Annotated in this window: 16 protein-coding genes; 4 read left to right on the top strand and 12 right to left on the bottom strand. The window is 68.7% G+C overall.

Annotation, left to right across the window (positions count from 1 at the left end; all coding sequences use genetic code 11):
• Positions 1-31: 31 nt before the first annotated feature.
• Positions 32-1,072 (top strand): aminotransferase class V-fold PLP-dependent enzyme, encoded by a 1,041-nt coding sequence (locus ABQ271_RS05415; RefSeq protein WP_349310477.1) that lies wholly within the window; start codon positions 32-34, stop codon positions 1,070-1,072.
• Here the strand turns inward: ABQ271_RS05415 and ABQ271_RS05410 are convergent.
• Positions 1,069-2,748, bottom strand: coding sequence for a sodium:proton antiporter (locus ABQ271_RS05410; RefSeq protein ID WP_349310476.1), 1,680 nt, complete (start codon positions 2,746-2,748; stop codon positions 1,069-1,071). The two genes, ABQ271_RS05415 and ABQ271_RS05410, sit on opposite strands and share 4 nt — an antisense overlap.
• A 77-nt stretch (positions 2,749-2,825) precedes the next feature.
• Between ABQ271_RS05410 and ABQ271_RS05405 the strand changes: the two genes are divergently transcribed.
• The gene (locus tag ABQ271_RS05405; RefSeq protein ID WP_349310475.1) at positions 2,826-3,986 is read left to right on the top strand and encodes a hypothetical protein; all 1,161 of its coding nucleotides are present in this window, start codon (positions 2,826-2,828) and stop codon (positions 3,984-3,986) included.
• A 7-nt stretch (positions 3,987-3,993) separates the two neighbouring features.
• Here the strand turns inward: ABQ271_RS05405 and ABQ271_RS05400 are convergent, their stop codons facing one another.
• A complete protein-coding gene (locus ABQ271_RS05400; RefSeq protein ID WP_036308446.1) occupies positions 3,994-4,407 on the bottom strand; it encodes a hypothetical protein in 414 nt (137 codons plus the stop codon).
• Between the two features lie 119 nt (positions 4,408-4,526).
• Between ABQ271_RS05400 and ABQ271_RS05395 the strand changes: the two genes are divergently transcribed.
• Complete coding sequence (locus tag ABQ271_RS05395) at positions 4,527-5,549, top strand: NADPH:quinone reductase (RefSeq protein WP_349310474.1); 1,023 nt, start codon at positions 4,527-4,529, stop codon at positions 5,547-5,549.
• Positions 5,550-5,574: 25 nt separating this feature from the next.
• Here ABQ271_RS05395 and ABQ271_RS05390 read toward each other — a convergent pair whose 3' ends face one another.
• Positions 5,575-6,831 carry an MFS transporter gene (locus tag ABQ271_RS05390; RefSeq protein ID WP_349310852.1) on the bottom strand — a complete coding sequence of 419 codons (1,257 nt, stop codon included), beginning with the start codon at positions 6,829-6,831 and terminating at the stop codon, positions 5,575-5,577.
• A gap of 59 nt (positions 6,832-6,890) precedes the next feature.
• On the opposite strand from ABQ271_RS05390, the gene ABQ271_RS05385 reads away from it, so the two are divergent.
• Positions 6,891-9,602 carry a hypothetical protein gene (locus ABQ271_RS05385; protein WP_349310473.1) on the top strand — a complete coding sequence of 904 codons (2,712 nt, stop codon included), beginning with the start codon at positions 6,891-6,893 and terminating at the stop codon, positions 9,600-9,602.
• Positions 9,603-9,639: 37 nt separating this feature from the next.
• Here ABQ271_RS05385 and ABQ271_RS05380 read toward each other — a convergent pair whose 3' ends face one another.
• From ABQ271_RS05380 to ABQ271_RS05340, 9 genes are all read right to left on the bottom strand, one after another.
• Positions 9,640-11,211 (bottom strand): glycoside hydrolase family 32 protein, encoded by a 1,572-nt coding sequence (locus ABQ271_RS05380; RefSeq protein WP_349310472.1) that lies wholly within the window; start codon positions 11,209-11,211, stop codon positions 9,640-9,642.
• Positions 11,212-11,227: 16 nt separating this feature from the next.
• Complete coding sequence (locus ABQ271_RS05375; RefSeq protein WP_349310471.1) at positions 11,228-12,691, bottom strand: glycoside hydrolase family 32 protein; 1,464 nt, start codon at positions 12,689-12,691, stop codon at positions 11,228-11,230.
• On the bottom strand, positions 12,688-13,722 hold the full coding sequence (locus ABQ271_RS05370; protein ID WP_349310470.1) for an ABC transporter ATP-binding protein: 1,035 nt from the start codon (positions 13,720-13,722) through the stop codon (positions 12,688-12,690). The genes ABQ271_RS05375 and ABQ271_RS05370 overlap by 4 nt, the downstream gene beginning before the upstream one ends.
• Positions 13,719-14,636 (bottom strand): ABC transporter ATP-binding protein, encoded by a 918-nt coding sequence (locus ABQ271_RS05365; protein ID WP_136362063.1) that lies wholly within the window; start codon positions 14,634-14,636, stop codon positions 13,719-13,721. The genes ABQ271_RS05370 and ABQ271_RS05365 overlap by 4 nt, the downstream gene beginning before the upstream one ends.
• The gene (locus ABQ271_RS05360; protein ID WP_349310469.1) at positions 14,633-15,610 is read right to left on the bottom strand and encodes an ABC transporter permease; all 978 of its coding nucleotides are present in this window, start codon (positions 15,608-15,610) and stop codon (positions 14,633-14,635) included. The genes ABQ271_RS05365 and ABQ271_RS05360 overlap by 4 nt, the downstream gene beginning before the upstream one ends.
• A 13-nt stretch (positions 15,611-15,623) precedes the next feature.
• Positions 15,624-16,601, bottom strand: coding sequence for an ABC transporter permease (locus ABQ271_RS05355; RefSeq protein ID WP_036308436.1), 978 nt, complete (start codon positions 16,599-16,601; stop codon positions 15,624-15,626).
• A gap of 60 nt (positions 16,602-16,661) precedes the next feature.
• Entirely contained in the window at positions 16,662-18,326 is a 1,665-nt protein-coding gene (locus ABQ271_RS05350; RefSeq protein WP_349310468.1) for an ABC transporter substrate-binding protein, read from the bottom strand.
• Between the two features lie 62 nt (positions 18,327-18,388).
• Positions 18,389-19,405, bottom strand: a complete 1,017-nt coding sequence (locus ABQ271_RS05345; protein ID WP_349310467.1) for a LacI family DNA-binding transcriptional regulator — start codon at positions 19,403-19,405, stop codon at positions 18,389-18,391.
• A 185-nt stretch (positions 19,406-19,590) separates the two neighbouring features.
• Positions 19,591-21,132, bottom strand: a complete 1,542-nt coding sequence (locus tag ABQ271_RS05340; RefSeq protein ID WP_349310466.1) for a molybdopterin-dependent oxidoreductase — start codon at positions 21,130-21,132, stop codon at positions 19,591-19,593.
• Positions 21,133-21,372 lie beyond the last annotated feature (240 nt).

Genomic DNA, 21,372 nt, shown 5'->3' with positions numbered 1-21,372 from the left:
GCAATTCGTCGGTCCTCGACACCATGGAGGCATGCCCCTCTCCCCCGCCGACGTCCGCGCGTCGTTCCCCGACGTGCGCGGCTATGTCGCAGCGTGCACCGCGGGCATCCCACCGCTCGCCACGCGGGCGGCGGTGCGCGACGACCTCGACGCCCTCCCGGACCCGATCCGCTACGCGGAGGTCGCCGAGCGGTGCCGGACGTCGTTCGCACGGCTCGTCGGTGTCGCGACGGACGCGGTCGCCCTCGGGGCGCAGACATCGGCGATGGTGAGCCTCATCGCGGCATCCCTCCCCGACGACGCCGTCGTCGTATGCCCCGAAGGCGAGTTCTCCTCCCTCGTGCTCCCGTTCGTCCACGCCGGTCGCGGGATCACCGTCCGGACCGTGCCGTTGCCGGCTCTCGCGGACGCGATCGACGAGGGTGACGCGCTGGTCGCGTTCTCGATCGTGCAGTCCGCCACGGGAGTCGTCGCCGATGCCGACGCGATCGTCGCGGCCGCACGGGAGCACGGCGTGCGAACCCTCTGCGACGCGACGCAGGCCGTCGGATGGATGCCGGTGGCCGCCGCCGCGTTCGACGCGCTCGTCTGTCACGCCTACAAGTGGCTGTGCGCGCCGCGCGGTGTCGCGTTCCTCACGCTCAGCGAGGACTACGCGGCCACGATCTCGCCGCGACAGGCCGGCTGGTATGCGGGTTCGGACCCGTGGGCGTCGTGCTACGGGACGGATGCGGCACTGGCGGCATCCGCTCGGCGTTTCGACGTCTCGCCGGCGTGGCAGGCCTTCGTCGGAGCCGAGCCCGCACTCGCCCTGTTCGCGGCGGCCGATCCCGACGCGTTGCACCGTGAAGTGACGGGGATGGCCGCGGCGCTCCGCGAGCGGCTCGGGTTGCCCCAGCCCGAGCGGGCCACCCCCATCGTGACGTGGCGGGACGAGGACGGCGCTGACATCGCGCGCCTGCGGGCGGCGGGAATCGTGGCGTCGAGCCGCGCCGGCAACGCCCGTGTCGCGTTGCACGTGTTCAACGATCTTCGCGACGTCGAGGACATCGCCGGCGCGCTCGGCCGCTAGATCGAGGTCAGCCTCGGTCCGAGCGCAGTTCGATCGCGATCTGCGCCGCATCGATGACAGCCAGCTCGTGAGCGAGCACGTCGGCGTCGAAGGTGCCGCTGTCGCGGGCGTCGAGAAGCGCGCGGCGCTGCTCGGCGATGACCTCCAGACGGTGAGCGCTTTCGATCTCGAAGATCAGGGAGCGGTCCGCGTCGGCCGGTCGTCTCGACTGCGGGCACGATCGCCGCGCTCTCGCGGAGCAGCTCGAGGATGTGCCGTCGTTCCTCGCGCTCCCGCTGGCGGGTCTCCTCCTGCGCACCCGCGGGCGTGAGCACGGTGACCATCGCCGCGACCGACGAGCCCTGGCCGACGAGGGAGAGGACGGCGACGCCGAACGCCACGAGGATGAGGACCGACCGCTGCGGCGTGTCCTCGGGGAGCGTCTGCGCGGCGGCGAGCGTGATGGCGCCCCGCATCCCCGCCCACACCACGAGGGCGCCCTCGCGCCATCCGAGCGGCGCCTCCTGGAAGTAGCGGATGTCCGCGAGGCCTCGCGTGACCCGGGGTCCGAAGCGGCGGACGGTGTCGCGGGAGACCGTCCGACCCCGACGGGCGAAGGCGGCGACGAGCTTCTTCTCGCCCTCCTCGCTCTCGAGCCGCTGCGCGATGGTCTCGAGCCGGGGCTGCAGCCTGCGGACGCGACGCGCACTGAGCGAGAGGAGCGCCAGGAGCGGAGCCACGTACCCGGCCCGGACGACGACGGTGAGCAACCACGCGCCCGCCGCGATCAGGAGCGCCGGTGCGACACCGGCGTGCGCAGCCTGCACGTCGGAGATGATCGTCGTCAGCTGCAGCCCCATGAACAGGAACACGAGCCCCTCGAGGACGAGCTCGACCGTGCGCCAGTTCTGCGCGTCGGAGAGTCGGTTGCGGGCAGAGAACACCCGCGGTCCGCCGACTCCCGTGATGATGCCCGCGACGACCGCCGCGACCAGGCCCGAAGCGCCGAGGAGTTCGGCGGGGATCGCAGCGAGGAACGGCACGGTGAACGACAGCACGGTGTTCACCGTCGGGTCCGTCGCGCGACGTCGCACCGTGAGGTTGAGCCACCCGAGGAAGCCGCCGATGAGCACGGCCACCACGACGGCGTAAGCGAACGTGCCGACCGCTCCCCAGAAGGAGAAGGATGCCGCGGCCGCCGCGATCGCCGTTCGCAGCAGCACGAGCGCCGTGGCGTCGTTGAGGAGGCTCTCCCCCTCGAGGATCGCGATCACACGCTTCGAGACGGGCGTGCGTTTGATGATCGACGTCGCGACCGCGTCGGTCGGGCTGACGATCGCGCCGAGCGCGACGCCCCACGCGAACCCGAGATCGGGGATCACGATCATGAAGAACAGCCCGAGAGCGAGCGCGGTTCCGATGACGAGGAACACCGAAAGCCCCGCGATCGCGCCGAACTCGCGTCGGAAGTGCATCGCCGGCATCGAGACGGCTGCCGAGTAGAGAAGGGGCGGCAGGATGCCGAGAAGGATCCACTCCGGGTCGAGGACGAAGTCGTCGAACATCGGCAGGAAGCTGCCGCCGACGCCGACGGCGACCATGAGGATCGGCGCAGCGATACCCGCCCACCGTCCAACGACGGTGGTCAGGGCGACGACGAGGAGGGCGACCACCAGGCCCAGGAGCGTCTCGATCACACGGCAAGCCTCTCAGAGCGGCGGTGTGCGCGACGACGATTCGGAAGGTTCTTCACCGCTCGATAGGCTCACGAATCGTGCTTCGCCTCGTCTTGTCCGCAGCTGTGGGCGCTCTCATCGGGGGCGCCATCGCCGTTCTCGTCGGTCCTCCCGGAGCCGGCATCTGGGTCCTTGCGATCGCGCTTCCCGTCGGCATCCTCAGCCTTGTCTTCATGCGCCTGGGGGCGTCGGGGCTCGCCTCGACGGCCGTTTCGCAAGAGGACCTGATCCGGGCGCGGGCCGAGGACCGGTTGGGGGTGGCGCGCATCGAGGCCGTCCGCCAGACCGGAACGCAGATCAACGATCAGCCTCTCTGCGAAATAGACGTCACGGTGCAGCCGCGGCGCGGCGCCGGCTATGCGACAACGGTGCGCACGGTCGTGCCGCTCGTCGAGCTGTCGTCCCTCCAGGCCGGCGCGATCCGACGCGTCGCGGTACTCATCGACGGAGGTCCCGAGTTCGGCTTCGTCGACGGCGAGGTGTCCGCTGCGGAGATCGCCGACCTCGTCGTCCCTCCGCGGGGATCGGTCCCGACGCTGGTCTGGCCGAAAGCGATGCGGGTGGTGAACGGAGCGCGACGGGGACCGCTCTTGGGAATCGGGCCTCGCGGGCGGATGTTGCGCGGCATCCTCTTCCTCGTCGTCGCGCTCGTCGCCGCAGGCGCCGTCGTCGCGCCCTACACGCGGGCCGTCATCATGACCGTCCAGGCTGCGCAGGAGGGGCGCTTCGGTGTCGACCTGCGCCGCCCCGACGAACTCTCCGTCGCCGCGAAGGCGCTCGAGGACGAGATCGGGCACGACCGCATCGTCACCGTCCTCATCCGCCCCGACTTCATCAGGGTCGAGGCACCCGTGACTCCCGGACGAACCGAGACCGACGTGTGGATGTACCGAGGCGGGATCGTCGAGCACACCGGGGCTGCCCCCTCACAGCCGGAGCTCGCTGCGGAGCAGTTCGTCTGGAAGAACATCGCCCTACCGAAGGTCTGGTCTCTGCTGAGCGACGCTTCGACGGAATCGGGGCTCGGCATCGACGACGCGAGCGTCCTCGTCACGCGCGGCACAGACAGCGACATCGACAGCGAGACCTTCGGAGAACCGGTCGCAGCTCCGGAGATGAGGTTCTCGCTCCGCACCGAGTACAAGGACTCGTCGTTCCGGGTGAACGCGGACGGATCGGGCGAACTCGTCGCGCAGTGAGACGCCGTCAGGCCGCGGCGAACTCGTCCGCCCGAGGGACCGACTGCATCGCAGCGGCGCTCGGAAGATCGACACGCAGTCGAGTGGTGCCGGGACGCGGGCCGGCCCCGTTGACGACCGCAGCGCCACCGAGACGCGCGAGCGGCGCGGCGAGAGCAGCAGCCGAATCCGCCGGAAGGAATCCGACGACGCGCCCGTTCGAGTGCACCGCGACATCGACGGCGCGACGTGTGCGGCCGCGGCCGACACGCAAGACGTAGAGCCGGTCGTCGCGGGTGCGACGTTCGGGATCGTCGACGAGGTAGTAGGTCCGCTCGACCTCGACACGGGAGGTGGGGAGGTCGCGGAGATCCGGGAGATCGTCGTGCGATCGCGTCCGGCCGATCAGGGAATGACAGAGATGTTCGAGCCAGGTGGGCACGGGGCCCCCTTTCCTGCGTGCGGCACGAAGCTCATGCCGCTGTCTCGAGCCTTTCACAGTGCGCCTGGCAATCCTCCGGTCACGGAATGCCTCGGCGCCTCAGCAGGTTCCCTTTCGGTATGAAGGCGATCATCTACCGCGCCCCGGGCGCATCCGACGTCCTGTCCCTCGTCGACCGCGACATCGCGGTGCCCGGCGCCGGCGAGGTGCGCGTGCGCATCGCCGTGTCCGGCGTGAATCCGACCGACTGGAAGTCCCGCGCCGGCGGGACGCAGCGTGCCTCCTACGCCGAGACCGTGCCCAATCAGGACGGCGCCGGCATCGTGGATGCGCTCGGCGACGGTGTCGACGGGCTCTCCGTCGGCGACCGCGTGTGGGTGCACCTCGCCCAGCACCAGCGCCCCACGGGCACCGCGCAGGAGTACACGGTGGTCCCGGCATCCCGCGCCATCCGACTTCCGGACGGCGTCGATTTCGCGACCGCAGCCAGCCTCGGCGTGCCCGCCGTCACCGCGCACCGCGCATTGACCGTCCACGAGGACGGCCCCGCACGTCTCGCCCCTGGCGCTCTCGCGGGTCGCACCGTGCTCGTCGCCGGAGGTGCGGGCGCTGTCGGCCACGCCGCCATCCAACTCGCTCGCTGGGCCGGGGCGACCGTCATCACGACCGTCAGCTCCGATGCCAAGGCCGACCTTGCCCGCGCGGCGGGTGCTCACCACATCATCGATTACACGCAGGGCGACCTGGTCGAGAAGGTGCGGGACGTCGCTCCCGACGGTGTGGACCAGTTCGTCGAAGTGTCCCTCGCCACGAACGCCGCCGTCGATGCGGAGGTCGCCGCCGGCCACGCGGTGATCGCGTTCTACGCCGACGACAACGGCGACACGTTCAGCATGCCGATCCGGCCCACGTTCGCGAAGAACATCCGGGTGCAGGGAGTTCTGCTCTACACGGTCGGCGAACCGGCACTGGATGCTGCGATCGCCGACATCACGCTGGCCCTCCAGGACGGCGTGCTCCCCGTCGGGGAGGAACACGGCCTCCCGCTGACCTGGTTCCCGCTCGCCGAGACCGCGGCGGCGCACGACGCCGTCGAAGCGGCGACCGTGGGCAAGGTCCTGATTCGCGTCGCGGAGCTCTGAGCACTGACGAGGCGGATGCCGCGGGTCAGTGCGCGGCATCCTCCCCGCCGTCGATCTTCGCCGCCGCGATGTGAGTGATCGGCCGCCACACGAGCACGAGGGTGATGGCAGCGCCCACGAAGGCGAACCACCACGGCGCGGTCAGACCCCACAGCTGGGCGATGACGCCGCCGAGCGCCTGCCCGATGACGAGGCCGCCGAAGACGCCCACCATGTTCACCGACGCGATGCGTCCTTGGAGTTCGTGCGGGACGAGGCGCTGGCGCACCGTCGTCGAGATCGTCCCCCAGACGAAGGCGTAGGCGCCGAACGCCATCATGATGGCGAAGGCGACGACACCCGAGGTCGTGAGGGCGAAAGCGAGGTGCATCGCGACCTCGGCGCTGAGGCAGATGCGCATGAGGGTCGCGAACGTGAAGCGGCGTTCGAGCCATCCGAACGCGAATGTCGCCACCAATCCGCCGATGGCCGATGCCGTCGTCAGCGCGCCGTAGCCCACCGGCCCCATCCCGAGGTGCTCCGTCGCGTAGAGGACGAGCACGCCCCAGGGCGCCGCCCACGTGATGTTGAACGTCAGGATGACGATGACCAGGGTGCGAACGGGCGGGTTGCGCCACAGCCATCGGATGCCTTCGCGGATGTCGGTGTGCACGGCGGTGCGCGGCCGCTCCTCGCCGTCCGTCGGCGGCTTGGTCACGGCGATGCGCGAGATGAGCACCACGGCGAGCGCGACGCAGATCGCCTGCACGGCGAAGGGCCAGAAGGAGCCGACCGCGAAGAGGAAGGCGCCGAGTGGCGGACCGCCGAACTGGTTCGCGACCAGGAACCCGGCCTGCAGGCGGGCGTTGCCGATCCCTAGATCGGCCTTCCGGACCATCATCGGCAGGAGCGTGCTGCTGGTCGTGTCGACGAAGACCTCGGCGCACCCGTAGACGAAGGCGACGGCGAGGACCATCCAGATGCTCGCGACACCCATGAGGAGGAAGGTGCAGAGTGCCACGAGGACAAGGGCCCGCACGGCGTTGGCGCCCATGATGAGCAGGCGCCGGTCGACGCGATCGGCGATGGCACCGGCGTGAAGCCCGAAGAGCAGCCACGGCAGGAACTGCATGACGGCGCCGGAGGCGACCAGCAGCGGCGAGTCGGTCATCGACGCGATCAGCAGAGGCGCGGCGGCGAGCGCGATGCCGTCGCCGACGTTGCTCGTCCACGACGAGGCGAGCAGCCAGCGGAAGTCCCTCCCCAGCCGCGCCGGCGCGACCCACTCCCCGATGCTCACCAGGAGAGCCTAGGGGCGGTGCGGACATCGATGGCGGTGAGGGCGGCGCATAGCATCGACACATGGTTGGCAAAGGTCCCCGTGCCGCTCGTGTGTATCGCACGAAATGGATCGTGCCGGTGCTGGCGGTCGCCCTCGCTGCGCTGTCGGCAGGCCTCGGCCAGGTGGCGCAGGCTCGCATCCTCGCGAAGCCGGATCAGCCGATCACCTTCCTCGTGGAGGAGGGCCTTCCGTACGGAATCACGCAGGAGAGCGTCGACGCGGTGGCGGAGGACCGTGCACTCAGCTACGAGCCGTTCACGATCCTGATCGTCGAACGTGAGCTGACGTGGGACGAGTCCCAGCACGGCGAGTTCCCGCAGGGCGCCGACGTCATGCTCTCCGTGGGAATGGACGAGGAGGATGTCGACCTCACCCTCACCGACGCCTCACGCGCCTCGGTGGCGAAGCTCGCCGCGGGCGATGACTGGCAGCCGAATTACGATGCGAGCTCCAGCATCCGCGAAACCTTCCTCAACAACCTCACGCAGGGACAAGGACCGAGCGCCGTGGTCGGTGCCGCGATGACCGCCGCGTCCAGCGCCTTCGACTGGGGCACGCGCTCGCCGGTGTTCTGGGTGTCGGTCGCGGCGCTGCCTCTTCTCGTCGGGCTGCTGATGATGGCTCTGTGGGCGCGCTACCTCGCTCGGGAGCGCCGCCGGAGGCGGGTGTTCGCGCTCGCCCGCCTGGAGCTCGCCAGGGTGGTCCTCGAGCTCGACCTCCTCGACGCTCACGTCAGCATCGCCGGGGCGGAACTCGACCGCGCGGCGAAGGGCGGCGCGCGTCGCGTCGCGGGAGACATCCAGCAGCAACTGCAGGCGGACTGGTCGACGATCCGCGAGGAGAGCCTCGAACTCGCCCACGAGGAACAGGTGCTCGCCCGCGAGCTGCTGGACCCGGGTGCGGCGGTGCACGAACGCGGGGCACCCGCCGAACCGCTCGAGCTTCCCCGATTCGCCTCTCGCGTCGCAGCGCTCCGACGCCGGGCCGATGCCCTCGTCGCCGCGTCGTCGCTCCGCGTCGGGCACGCCGGCGGCGGCACGGTCCTCGGACAGATCGCCCTGTCATCCACACTCGCACTCGACGATGTCCTGCAGCGCCGTCATCTCCTCACCGTCGATGAGGGTGAGGTGCTGACCCGGCAGCGGAGCGAACTCCTCGCGCTCGTTCATGAGGCTGAGACCTCGTTCGCAGAGGTCGGTCCGGATGTCGTCGCTCGCCACGCCGACCTCCTGACGCGGTGGCGGCGAGCGGAACACCGCCTGGCCACGACGCTCGCACGGATCGAACGCCGCGCGAAGCGAGAGGTGCCCCGAGGAGTCACCTCGCACATCGACGCGGAAGCTCTGACCGAGCGCGTGGAGAATCGAACGCGCGTCGCCACGGGCGGCAGGACGGAGACCCTCGAGGAGTTGCGCGCGTCGCTCGATCTCGCTCCGAAGACCGAGCCGCCGTCGCATCCTGCCGAGCGGATCCTGCTCATCGCCGAGGCGATCGATGAGGCGAAGGACGGTTCCGGCGGTGATCGACAGCCCCGCACCGGCATCCGAGTGGATCGGTTGTCACCGGACTTCACACCGCTCGCCGTCGTTGGTCTGCCGCTCGTCATCGCGCTGATCGCCGGGTTCGCGGCGACATCCGCGGCGGAAGCGGGCGACGCCACGTACGGGCGCACGCTGGTCGGGGACGAGCCGCTCGCGGCGCTCGAGGTCATCGGTGACCCCGCGCTGCTTCCGCCGTACTCGGACCCGGCACTCGCCGAACGCGAGCCGCCCAACATCGAGACGCTGTCGCTCGGGTTCGTGCGCGACGCGATGGCGTCGAACGCGGATCGCTCGGATGCCGCGTTGCTCCCCGAGCGGCTCGACATCGTCGTGGCGCTGCTCCCGATGGACGACTACGTCACCGTCCGGCCGCACGAGCGCGGCGAGAACCTGGTTCAGCTCGACTACCTCGAGCTGCTCGAGGTCTATCCGCGGATCACGAGCGAGGTGGCGGCGGTCTCCCCCGACACCATCGACACGGCGACCGGCGAGGTGCGCCCCGGACACGCCGTCGTCCCCCTCTGGATCGCCGACGACGGCTCCTACGGTGTCGGCCTTCCGCTCACAGGGACGCTGAGTTCGGGCGTGGACAGCAGGCTGGGCGCCTACTACTTCAACGCGACCGAGCCCGCGATGTGGAATAGGCCGGGTGAGGATTCGACGATCCCCGTGGGGTGGCTCGTCGCGTCGCGGATGTCGGATCTGGGCAGAGAGATGGAATACAACAACCTTCGGGCTGCCGGTCTCCCGGCGAGCGCACTGTTCTGGACGGTCGCCCTGGCGACATGGACCGGTGTGCAGGCGCTTGCGATGGTCGGGTGGTCCATCGCCCAGCTGCTCCTCCGCAACGCCGGTTCGCGCAGGGCACGGAGGCAGCTGCGCGGTCTGCGCGAGAAGCTGAATGCGCTCGCGCTCGGTCTCGACCTGTCACGGCTCGACGCGGTCGCCGTCCTCGGACGTGCCGATGGGCATCGCGGCGAGGCGGCGGAGGCTGACCAGCAGCTGTACGAGACGGTGCTGCTCACCGCGTGGCGCGAGGTGCAGACGCTCGAGGTGCTGCCCCGGCGCGAGCAGCGCGGCCCGGACTGGGTCGCCCGCGTCGAACGCCTGCGGGCGACGATCGACGCGCTCGCCGACCGCGACGCATCGGTGAGCGAGCGAGCGCTGAACCTCGTGAGGTCATACGGCTGATCGCCGGGACGTCACGGATTCACGGAGACGTTCTCGATCATCCGCGTCGCGGAGCTCTGAGCTCTCGAATCCGGAGATCGCGGAACGTCGTCGCACCACCATGCGAGTACAGCCGAATGCCGTCATCGGACGCCAACGGAAACACTCGGTGCGAGTGGACCACTCGACCGTCCCCGACGAAGAGCTCGACACTCGCGTGGTCGACCAGAAGTCGCACATGAAGAGACCCTCCGCCGATGTCGAAGGGCGCCTGCGATTCGCCCCCGGTCGGGTTTATCGTCGGCCGACGGTTCACGTAGGTGAACGGACCGTTCACGAACGCCCCGGCCGCCACATGCCGACCGCCTTCCGGCGCACGGCACACTTCGAAGCCGATGTTCTCGGGGTGGGCACCGCGGTCCCACACGAGTTCGCACGACAGCTCGTAGGCGCGGGATCGTACGTTCAGGTCGCGGGTGCCGTTCACAGTCACGTCCCCGAGCCGATGCTGTCGGAACGCGTAGCCCCGCAGCGCGGCAGTCGGCGCCGACGCCAGGTAATAGGTGTCGGAACCACGAACGAGGCGGAGATCGCGGACGATCATGTCGTCTCCGTTGTAGCCGTCCGTCACCAGGGTGGGGGTGTTGTGCGGATAGTCCCAGAAGTTCGCCCATCCGAGAGCGTGGCGCACCGTCGGGTCGATCTGACCTGATGCGTCGCGATGCTCGTAGGTGACGGCACCGTAGAAGTCGAAGCCATGATCGAGCCACGCGGGCTCGGCGGCATCCGGAACGAATGACACCCCGTCGAATCGTCCGGTCCAGTACGCGTAGGTCGCCGGCAGGCCTCGAGACTTCCCATTGGCACTCACCCCGAGGATCCACCGGGTCGTCCCGTCGTCGGCAGTCATCCGGAAGATGTCAGGGCACTCGAGAAGACCCAGGTCGTCGCGGGAGAACTCCCCGACGCGTGTCCACCGATGAAGATCCGGCGAGGTGTAGAACCCGATGCGGCGCCCCTCGGCATTGGCCATGAACCACCGAGCCCGCTCCTCATCCCAAATCACCTTCGGATCCCGGAAATCGGGGGTTCCCGGATTCGCGAGCACCGGAGCCGCGCCGCCCGGCCGGAACGTGCGTCCGCCGTCGGTCGAGTACCAGAGGTACTGGGCTTGTCGTCCCTCGGGCGCCTGTGTCACGAGGGCCACGATCGCTCCTCCCCCGAACCCGGCCGTGTTGCGGTCGTCGACGACGAGGCTCCCGGACCAGCAGTCGCCGTTCGCGTTCGTGAACTTCGGAATCGCGACGCCGCGATCCCGGAACGAGACGTGGTCCGTGGTCGTCGCCCGGCGCCAGGAGGTCCCCCCGCCGCCGTCGAGGTAGTCGGCGTTGTACAGGTAGTAGTAGTGGTACTCGCCGTTCACCCAGATGGGGCGTTGGGGATCGTTCTTCCAGTTGTCGGGAACGCTGAAGTGATAGGTCGGTCGCATGGATGCCGGGTGTCCCTTCCCTCTCGCCGCGGGAAGCTCCGCCGCTTCGACGGTGGAGCCCAGCGCGGGCGTCAGTACGTGGGCAGCCGCTGCCACCCCGGTCGCGGCGAACAGCGAGCGCCTCGAGATTGCGGATGTCATGGTTCCTCCGATTCGGTCAGCGCGGCGTCGCTGCCGCACTCATTTCCCAGGCACGCAGGTGGACGCGTGCTCCCGACGCCTGAATCTCGACGCCGACCGCATCACGCAGCGTCGGGTAGGCCCGCGCCGCCAGCGGGACGCCGTTCACGAACGCCTCGAGTGCAGAGTGGTCGACGAGCACCCGCACAGCCACCCGGTCGCCGCTCATCGGGAAGGTCCCGGAGAGCTCCGCGGTGTCGACGTCGGAATCGAGACTGGATCGCGACCGGTCGAGGAGGATCGTCGCTTCGCCGTCCGAGCGGGACACGCGATAGACGCTTCGCTCGTCGCCCTGAGGCGACGCCAGCACGGCGAGCTCGACCGAGCCGCCCTCGGGAAGGTCGATGTCGAGCTCGAGGTCGAGCTGGTCGCCCCGCACGGAGGCACCTTCGGCCGGCCCGTCGTGCAGCAGCTCCTGCCGGAGGCTCGACACTTCCGGCGCGGGCGCCTGGTGCAGCGACCCGTCTGCTCGCAGCGTCGCGACGCGCGGAAGCGACATCACGCCCGACCACCCCGCGGCGACAGCCGCCGCGTCGGGCCGCCCCTCCTGCATCCAGCCGAACAGGACCCGGCGACCGCCGGCATCCTGCATGGATTGCGGAGCGTAGAAGTAGCGCCCACCGAGGTCGAGGCGGTGGAGCGCCTCCGGCTCGAAGTGCACGCCTTCGTAGTGCCCGGTCCAGTAGAGCGGATGATGCGTCACGCCCTCATCCCAGGCGGAGAAGACGAGCACGTCGCGGTCGACATCGTCGGCGTCGAGGTGGAACAGGTCCACGCATTCCCACATCGTGCCGGTCCAATCCGGGGCGTCACGTGGACGGTCCTCGGAGTCTCCGACGAGCAGCGGACCGAGATAGTTCCACTGCCGAAGGTCCGGGGACTCGTACATCAGGGCCGTACCGCCCTGACCGCGGATGCCCGCACCGATGATCTGCCGCCAGGTGTCGCCCTCGCGCCACACGCAGTGGTCACGGAAGGCGACGATGTCGAGGTCGGGAGGCGGCGCCGCGATGGCGGGGTTGCCGGTGTCCTTCGTCCAGGTGACCAGGTCGCTCGACCCGGTGGCGAGACAGGGCAGTTCCTGATCACCGCGCCTGCCGGAATAGACGATCGTCGGCACGTCGCCGTCGTACACGAGCACGCCGGACCAGCACCCGTCGACGTCGGGCCCCTCGCTCGGCGCGAGCGCGATGGGCAGGTCGCGCCAATTGACGAGGTCTTCGCTGATGGCGTGACCCCAGTGGATGCGGTCGTGGACCGCAGCGAACGGGTTGAACTGGTAGAAGAGGTGGAACACCCCGTCGCGCTGCGTGAGGCCGTTGGGGTCGTTGAGCCAGCCGGCAGGCGACGTGAAATGGAACGCCGGACGGTGACGGTCGGCCGCGGCTCGCTCGAGCATCTCGGACGGCATGGCCTGCAGGGGTGTGACGATGTCGGTCATAGGACGGTGGACTCCTCATCCATCGCGGGGCTGTCGATCGCGGTGCCGGGCGCATCGGAGGGCGGCGCATAGAGCTGGCAACGGACCCAGTGCTCGGGCGTATCGCTCACGCGGTGGAAGACGGGGGTGTCGGCCGAGCAGGGCTGGTCGCCCGTTCCTTCCCACCGGCAGGTCGTCGGGTGCAGCACCTCTCGTCGCAACCGCGCGCGCTCGGCGGCATCGAACGATCCGCGGCGCCGCGGGTCCGGCACCGCGGAGATGAGCAGCTGCGTGTAGGGATGCATCGGATCGGCCAACAGCGCCATCGCATCTCCACCCTCGACGAACTCGCCGGCGAACATGACCACGATGCGGTCGGCAATGTAGCGCGCCGACGCGAGATCATGCGTGATGTAGAGCATCGAGATTCCCTGCTGCTCGCAGAGCGTGCGCATCAGGTTCAGCACGCCGATACGCACCGACACGTCGAGCATCGACGTCGGTTCGTCGGCCAGGATGAGTCGCGGATTGACGGCGAGCGCCCTCGCGATGGCGATGCGCTGGCGTTGCCCGCCCGACAACTCATGCGGGTAGCGGTCGAGCAGTTCTGCCGGCAGATCCACTTTCGCCATCAAGCGGCGCTTTGCCGCATCGATCTCCGAACGCCCCGCAGCCGCGTCGTGGAGGCGGAGCGGCCGCTCGAGGAAGTGCCCCACACGGTGGACCGGGTTGAGCGACCCGAACGGGTCTTGGAAGATCATCTGCACGGCCGACCGGTATGCGCGGCTCGCGCCCCGGCGCTCAGACGTCAGGACGTCGCGCCCCTCGAACGAGAAGGTGCCTCCCGAAGGCTGCTCCAGGCGGGCGAGGCAGCGGGCGAGCGTGGACTTACCGCTGCCCGACTCCCCCACCAGCGCCACCACCTCACCGTGCGCGATGTCGAGGTCGACGCCTCCCAGCGCCCGCACGCGGCCACGCGAGAATGCGCTGCCGATCGAGAAGGTCTTCTCCAGACCGCGGATGGACAGGACTGGTGTGTCGGACGGGCTCATCGAGCGACCTCCGTCGAGGAGTCGGTGGGCCCCGACGGCGCGACCCAGTGGTCTGCGGCGACGGGGACCAAGTCGGGGATGTGGGCGAATCGGATGCCCTCGCCGAGGCCGGTCAGCCGCGTGCGCGGACCGGTCATCGGCGGGAAGGCGTTCATGAGGGCGCGAGTGTACGGATGCCGGGGCTCGTCGAACACGGTGACGGCCGGTGCGGTCTCCACGAAGCGGCCCGCATACATCACGGCCATCCGGTCGGAGAGCTCGACCATCAGCGACATGTCGTGCGTGATGAACAGCACCGCGAACCCGAGTTCGCGCTGCAGGTCTTTGATCTGCGCCATGATCTCCTGCTGCACGACGACGTCGAGAGCCGTCGTCGGCTCGTCCATGATGAGGAGCGGCGGTCGGAGTGCCGTCGCCATCGCGATGACGACGCGCTGCCGCATCCCGCCCGAGAGCTGGTGCGGATAGGAGCGCAGGCGGTCGCGCGGGATCCCGACCAGGTCGAGGAGGCCTGCCGCGCGGCGCAGCGCCTCTTTCTTCGAGACCCCATCGTGCGTCGTGTAGATGTCGGCGATCTGATCGCCGATCGTCATCACGGGGTTCAGCGAGTTCATCGCGCTTTGGAAGACCATCGCGACCTGACGCCACCGGAAGGCGCGAAGCTCCTGCGCAGTGAGCGCGAGCACGTCGGTGCCGCGGAAGCGGATCGATCCGCCGGCGATCACGGCGGGGTCGCGAAGCAGACGCAGCACCGCGTTCGCGATGGTCGACTTTCCGCATCCCGACTCACCCGCAAGTCCGAACACCTCGCCTTCACCGATGGTGAAGCTCACTCGGTCCACGGCGGTGACGACCCGCGTGTCGGTCACGTACTCGACGGTGAGGTCATCGACCTCGAGCAGAGGAGCGCTCATCGCGAGACCTCCTTCGACAGAACGGGGGTGGGCTGGGCTGCGGCGACCCGACGACGGGGGCGACGCAGGCGAGGGTTGGTCGTCTCGTCGACGCCGTAGTTGACGAGGGCGAGCGCGAAGGCGACCAATGCGATCGACACGCCCGGAGGGACGAAGACCCACCATGCGCCGGTCAGCAGCGCCCCGTCGTTGCTGGCCCAGTAGAGGTTCGTGCCCCAGCTGACCGTGCTGATGTCGCCCAGGCCGAGGAACTCGAGCCCGGCCTGCGCACCGATGCCGAAGATGATGCATGCCAGGAGCGTGCTCATGACGATCGACGCCATGTTCGGGAGGATCTCGCGGAACATGATGCGGAACGATCCCTCACCGGTGACCTGTGCGGCCGCGACGAAGTCCTTGCCGCGGATGGACAACGCCTGCGAGCGCAGCACGCGCGCCGATCCCGCCCACCCCGTGATCACCAGGACGAGGATCACGGTGCCGATGCCCTGCGGGAGGAAGGCGGCGAGGATGACGAGCAGGGGCAGCCCGGGCAGGAGGAGGAACACGTTCGTCACGAGCGACAGGACGTTGTCGACCACCCGGCCGAGGTAGGCCGATGCGAGCCCCACGAGCAGGCCGACAAGGGTGGCGAGGATGCCGACGATGAACCCGACGAAGAGCGAGGAGCGCGCGCCCCACAGGTTCAGCGCCAAGACGTCCTGTCCCTTGGCGGTGGTGCCCAGCAGGTGATCCCCCGACGGCGGCTGAGCGCCGAGCCCTTGGATCAAGGTCGGGTCGCCCGGCGACAGCACCGGCGCGAGCAACGCGATCGCGGCGAACACCGCCAGGATGACGAGGCCCGCGATCGCCTTCTTGTTCGAGAGCAGGCCCTGGATCAGGCCCTCACGGGCGGGTCGGCGTCGCGAGGTGGAGTCGGGTTCACCGCCGAGGTCGATCTCGGCCATCGCGTTGGGTTCTTGTGCGAGAGACATCGTCACGCTCCAATCAGCTGACGCGCACGCGCGGGTCGAGCCGCACGTACACGATGTCCACGAGGAAGTTGGCGATCAGGACCGCGGTGGTGATGGTGAGGAACAGGCCCTGCATCAGCGGGTAATCGAGGTTCTGCACTGCGGAGAGAAGTTGGTATCCGACGCCCGGGTAGGCGAAGACGACCTCGGTGAGCAGGGCGCCACCGACGATGAAGCCGAGCGACATGCCGAAGGCGGTCACCGACGGGAGCATCGCGTTGCGCGCGGCGTATCGCATCATGATCCGGCCGGGACGCAGGCCCTTCGCCTCGGCCATGACGATGTAGTCCTCGGCGTTCGTGGCGATCATCGTGTTGCGCATCCCCAGCATCCACCCGCCGATCGAGACGAGGACGATCGAGGTTGCCGGCAGCACGAGGTGGTAGGCCACGTCGCCGACGAAGTCGAGCGAGAAGTCCGGGACCGTGCCCATCGAGAACGCGTGACGGAGCGGGAACCAGCCGAGGGTCACGCCGAACAGCCACAGCAGTCCCATGGCGAGCCAGAAGTAGGGGAACGAACCGATGAAGATCAGTACCGGCGGGAGGACGGAATCCAGAACCCCGCCTCGACGCCAGGCGGCGAGGATGCCGAGAAGGTTGCCGATGGCCACCGCGATGATCAACGAGGTCAGCCCCAGCAGAACGGTCCACCCCACTTGTCCGGCGATGACGTCGGTCACGGGCGTCGGGAATCGTGAGATCGAGAAGCCCATGTCGCCCGAGAGCATCTGCCCCAGGTAGCGCACGTACTGCTCCCACAGGGGGGCGTCGTCGACGCCGAACGACCGGCGCAGCGCCTCGATCTGCTCGGGCCGGATCGACCCCTGCAGTCGTGCGACCATGCGCGAGACGGGGTCGCCGGGCATGAGCCTGGGCAGCATGAAGTTCAGGGTTATCGAAACCCAGAAGGCGGCCAGGTAGAACCCGAGTCGCCGAAGGATGTATCCCATGGTGTTCCTCCTCGGTGCCCGTTGCGCCACCACACCGGGTGGCGCAACGGGCTGCCGAAATCAGCCCTTGACGGGCTCGAGCGTCGTCAGGATGAGAACCGCGGTACGCGCACGCGTCGAGAGAGTCGCGTACGGGTCGTCCTCGGTCGGCCACCCGGTGAAGCGCGCCGTGCTGGCCGCTCCCCACTCCGGCCCGGGGAACAGCGGCGCCACCGGGGCCTCCGCCGCGAAGAGCGCTTCAAGCTCGTTCATGACCGAGGTCTGCGTCGCCTGATCGGATGCCGCAGCGAACCGGTCGAGGAGGGCATCCGCCTTCGGGGTGCCGAAGCGGTGATAGTTCTCGAAGGCCTGCTCGCCGGCCGGTTTGACGGTTTCGGTCGACATGACGCCCCGGTAGAACTGGTACGGCGTCGGTGCGGAGTTGCTCCACACCACTCCGGAGTCGAAGTCGCCGGTCTCATAGCCCGAGACGACCTCCGCCCAGTCCCGCGCAGCGACATTCACCGTGACCCCGAGTTCGGCGAGGTTCTGTGCGATGACGTTGCCGACCGACACCCAGTCGCTCGACGCGGCGCCCACCGAATAGTCGAACTCGAACGGCGTGCCGTCGGGCAGGACGCGCTTGCCGTCGGAGCCGAGGGTGATTCCGGCTTCGTCGAGCAGCTTCGCCGCGCCGTCGAGGTCGCGTTTCGTCCAGGTGCAGGAGGACACGACATCCTCGTCACGCCAGGAGTCGTAAGACCCGGTCAGCCCGGTGCAGTCCGCGGGCTTCGTGTAGCCCTGCATCCCGATTTCCGCGACCTGCTCACGATCCACGGCCATCGACAGCGCCTTGCGTACATTCGCATCGTCGAACGGTGCCTTGGTCGTGTTGAACTGCCAGTTCACCATCGAGCCGGTCGGGGGGAACCAGTAGAAGCGGTGCTCCGGGTCCTTTTCGACGTAGGCCTTCTCGATGTTGGGGATGAACTGCGGCGCCCAGTCGACGTCGCCGTTGGCGGCGGCGAGGTTCGCGCCGTCGTTGCCGGCGAAGGCGAGCACGCGGATGCCCTCGATGCGCTGGGCGTCGGGCTGCCAGTACTCCGGGTTGCGGAGCAGATCGAACGACTGCGCTTGGAAGTTCGTGACCTCGGTGTACGGGCCGGTTCCGACGGGCTCGGGGTTGGTTTCCTTGGCGGGGTCGTCGAACTCGCGCCAGATGTGGGCGGGTGCGATGGACTGCTGACCGATGTCGAGAAGAGCGGGCGAGAACGGCTCGGAGAAGTCGAACTGGACCGTCGTGTCGTCGACGGCGGTGATCTTCTCGATGTAGTCGAATCCGCCGCGGATCTGGCGCTGCAGATCGAAGCTGACGACGACGTCGTCGGCCACGAGCGGCTCGCCGTCGGACCACTTCACGTCGTCACGGAGGTGGTAGGTCACCCCGGTCCCGTCGGGAGCCACCTCCCACTCGGTTGCGAGCCAGGGCGTGGTCGTGCCGTCGGCGGGGTTGAAGATCAGCATCGATTCGTAGATCGCCTGCTGGGTCATGGGGAAGTCGGGGTTGGAGAACGGGTTGAAGTTACGGTCGAACGTTCCCATGTCCTCCCGCGGAATAGTGAGCAGCTGAGTGCCGTCCAGATCGGCGGCGGTGTCTTTCCCGCCGCCGCTGCATCCGACGAGCGCAAGGGCGAAGGCCGCCGCGGCGGCCACCGCCGCGAGCGCGCGGCCTCTACGGAGTGTCATGATGATGGTGTTCCTTTCTTCTTCCTTGAAGGCGAAGGGTGTGCTCGTTCAGCGATGTCCAGTCACACGGACGAGCGTTCCAGGAGCGGGCAGTCGACCGTCACCCGTGTGGCGTCGGTCGACTGGCCCGCTGTGATAGCGGCGAGGATGTCCACGCCTCGGGCGCCCATCTCATCGAAGGGCAGGGCGACCGTCGTCAGACTCGGCCTCAGGTACGCCGCGATGAGCTCCTGATTGTCGAATCCGATGACGGCCACGTCGTGGGGGATGCGCAGTCCGCGCTCCTTGATGGCGTCGTACGCTCCCATGGCCATGCGGTCGTTCGCGCAGAAGATCGCAGTGGGAGGCGTCGGAAGGTCGAGCAGAGCGTCGACCGCAGTGAAGCCGCCGTCTGCTGTCGCGTGTCCAGATATTTCGAGGGATTCGTCGATGTCGAGGCCCGCGTCGCGCAATGCGTCGTGGTAGCCCAAGCGTCTTCCCACTGCCGCCGGGATCCCGGGATCGAGATTGACGAAGCCGATTCGACGGTGTCCCGCAGCGAGAAGTCGTTCGGTGGCGCGTCGCCCGCCCGTGCGCTCGTCGGGGACGACCGCAGGGTAGCGGCCCTCCTCGTCGAAACAGTTCACGAGAACGGTGGGAACCTCGCTCGCGATGTCCGGGATGGTGACGGCACGGTGCCATGTCGCGGCGTAGATGATTCCTTCGACCCGTTGTTCCAGGAATCGCTCGATAGCAGCGGACTCGGCCTCGGCATCCGACTCGGTCGAGGCGATGAGGAGGTACTTTCCGTCCCTCAGCGCGCGATCCTGAGCGCCCTTGATGATCTCGACGGCGAATGGGGCGGTGACGATCTCCGTGACGAGTCCGTACCAGTCGCTTCGCTGGTGGGCGAGCGCTTGGGCGCTCGCGTTGCGCCGATAGCCGAGCTCGGCGGCGACGCTCAGCACGCGGTCTCGCGTCTCATCCGACAGAGAGACGGAGCGGCGGTCGTTCAGCACGAACGAGACCGCGGTCCGCGACACACCCGCCCGCTCGGCGATGTCGCGCATCGTCACCGCGCGTTGCCTGTCGATCGACACGTGAGCCCTCTCCGTTGAGGCGACTAACCCGGGTTAACGCCATGTGTGGATGATGCTAACCCGGGTTAGGACGGGCCGTCAAGCGAAGTTCAGATCGACCGTCGGCTGAGCAAAGGCGATCGACGTGGGCCACTCGCAGCTGGTCTGCGCCGCCAGAGCGTTCCTCGCTGCGAGCTGACGTCCGCTCAGCCGACGGTCACCGAGATGGAATGCCAGCCCTCGGCGCCGTTCGGGACGACGGGGACGTCGTCACCGCTCTGCACCTGACCGTCGGCGTCCGTCGCGCGGACTTCGATCTCGTGAGTGCCGGCGGCGGCATCCCACTGGTACACCCACTGCACCCAGGTGTCCGAGGAGATCGCCGTCGCCAAGCGCGCGTCCTGCCAGTCGCTGCCGTCGACGCGCACCTGCACGCCCCGGATGCCGGTGTGCTGAGCCCATGCAACGCCCGCGACAGCAATCGAGCCGGCCGTCATGGAAGCGCGGTTCGTCGGCACATCGATGCGTGAGCCGATCTTGACGGGTCCCCGTTCCGACCACCCGCGGTCGGTCCAGTAAGCGGAGGCCTGGTCGAACGTGGTGACCTCGAGCTGCGTGACCCATTTTGTCGCCGACACATAGCCGTACAGGCCGGGCACGACCATGCGCACGGGAAAGCCGTGCTCCGGCGGCAACGGCTCGCCGTTCATGCCGACCGCGAAGATCGCATTACGGTCCTCTTCTTGGAGGATCTCGAGCGGCGTGCTCGCGGTGAATCCGTCGACGCTGCGAGAGAGCACCATGTCGGCGCCGGCCAGTGGCCGGGCCCGCGCCAGCAGGTCGCGGATCGGATAGCCGAGCCAGAGTGCGTTCCCGATCAGGCTGCCTCCCACCTCGTTCGAGACGCACATGAGGGTGGTGATGGACTCGCCGAGCGGCAATGCGAGCAGCTCGTCGAAGCCGATCTCGATCTCGTTCTCCACCATGCCGACGATGCGCAGACGCCAAGTCTCCGGGTCGATGGCGGGCACCTGCAAGGCGGTGTCGATCCGATAGAAGTTCTCGTTCGCAGTGATCAGCGGCGAGATCCCCTCGACGTCGAGCGACGCCCCGGCGGGCACGGGAGCCGCCGCCGTGGGCTTCGGCAGGGTGATGGCCCGACGGATGGTCTGCGTCGTGATGGTCGCGGCATTCGCAAGGCGCGAGCCCACGCCGACGACGATCACCGCCGCGGCCGACCCTGCGAGCAGAGCGACGAAACCACGTCGCGACGGCGAGGAAGGAGATGCCGTGGCGCCGTTGGGGTTGGGGAGGGACCGCCGTAGGCGCACGATGAGCATGTGCAGCAGCAGGCATCCCACCGTGATGCCCAGGACTGTCGGGATGGCCCACGCTCCGGTCGCTTGTGCGCGGGTCATGACCGCGAGCGCCGCGATGGCGCCGAGCACGCCCAGGACGAGAACACCTCCGGGCGGAGCAGCGAGGTGAAGGATGCCGGCGCCGGCGGCGACGAGCGCCAGCAGCACCGACAGCAGCACCAGCAGGAAGATTTTGTCGTTCGTGCCGAAGAGTGCGATGGCGGCGTCTTTCGCCCACGGTGGCGCGAGGTCGATCACGAGAGAGCCGACGGCCAACAGCGGGCTGCTCTGCGGAGCGACCATGAGCGCGATCAGCTCGGCGACGGCGAGGGCTGCGCCGACGGACACGACTCCGGCCGTGGCCGCCCACACCCTCGACTGCGCACTCATGGGGTCATGGTAAGCCTGTGCGCCATGTGGCGGCCCAGAGCCCCCTCCTTATCAGGGGCAGGCCGCGGCACCGGGATCACGACCATACCCATGCTGCACAGCCTCGCGGAGGGGTGTGCCCTTGTCAGAGAACGGACCGGACGAGACTCGTCCAGCTTCTCGGGCGCCTTTGTCTCACCATGCATTGGAGCCCTTGTGGAGTCGCCCACGCGAGATGGACATGCAAAAGGCCCGGAACCT

Origin of the sequence: Microbacterium sp. MM2322, assembly GCF_964186585.1 — a bacterium.
Taxonomy (GTDB): Bacteria; Actinomycetota; Actinomycetes; order Actinomycetales; family Microbacteriaceae; genus Microbacterium.
This window is presented reverse-complemented; position numbering and strand designations above follow the sequence as displayed.

Bases quoted from the DNA above. Each gene is read 5' to 3' on its own strand.
- ABQ271_RS05375 (WP_349310471.1), bottom strand. From the start codon at position 12,691: ATGACCGACATCGTCACACCCCTGCAGGCCATGCCGTCCGAGATGCTC.
- ABQ271_RS05395 (WP_349310474.1), top strand. From the start codon at position 4,527: ATGAAGGCGATCATCTACCGCGCCCCGGGCGCATCCGACGTCCTGTCC.
- ABQ271_RS05385 (WP_349310473.1), top strand. From the start codon at position 6,891: ATGGTTGGCAAAGGTCCCCGTGCCGCTCGTGTGTATCGCACGAAATGG.
- ABQ271_RS05380 (WP_349310472.1), bottom strand. From the start codon at position 11,211: ATGACATCCGCAATCTCGAGGCGCTCGCTGTTCGCCGCGACCGGGGTG.
- ABQ271_RS05360 (WP_349310469.1), bottom strand. From the start codon at position 15,610: ATGTCTCTCGCACAAGAACCCAACGCGATGGCCGAGATCGACCTCGGC.
- ABQ271_RS05340 (WP_349310466.1), bottom strand. From the start codon at position 21,132: ATGAGTGCGCAGTCGAGGGTGTGGGCGGCCACGGCCGGAGTCGTGTCC.
- ABQ271_RS05350 (WP_349310468.1), bottom strand. From the start codon at position 18,326: ATGACACTCCGTAGAGGCCGCGCGCTCGCGGCGGTGGCCGCCGCGGCG.
- ABQ271_RS05365 (WP_136362063.1), bottom strand. From the start codon at position 14,636: ATGAGCGCTCCTCTGCTCGAGGTCGATGACCTCACCGTCGAGTACGTG.
- ABQ271_RS05355 (WP_036308436.1), bottom strand. From the start codon at position 16,601: ATGGGATACATCCTTCGGCGACTCGGGTTCTACCTGGCCGCCTTCTGG.
- ABQ271_RS05370 (WP_349310470.1), bottom strand. From the start codon at position 13,722: ATGAGCCCGTCCGACACACCAGTCCTGTCCATCCGCGGTCTGGAGAAG.
- ABQ271_RS05415 (WP_349310477.1), top strand. From the start codon at position 32: ATGCCCCTCTCCCCCGCCGACGTCCGCGCGTCGTTCCCCGACGTGCGC.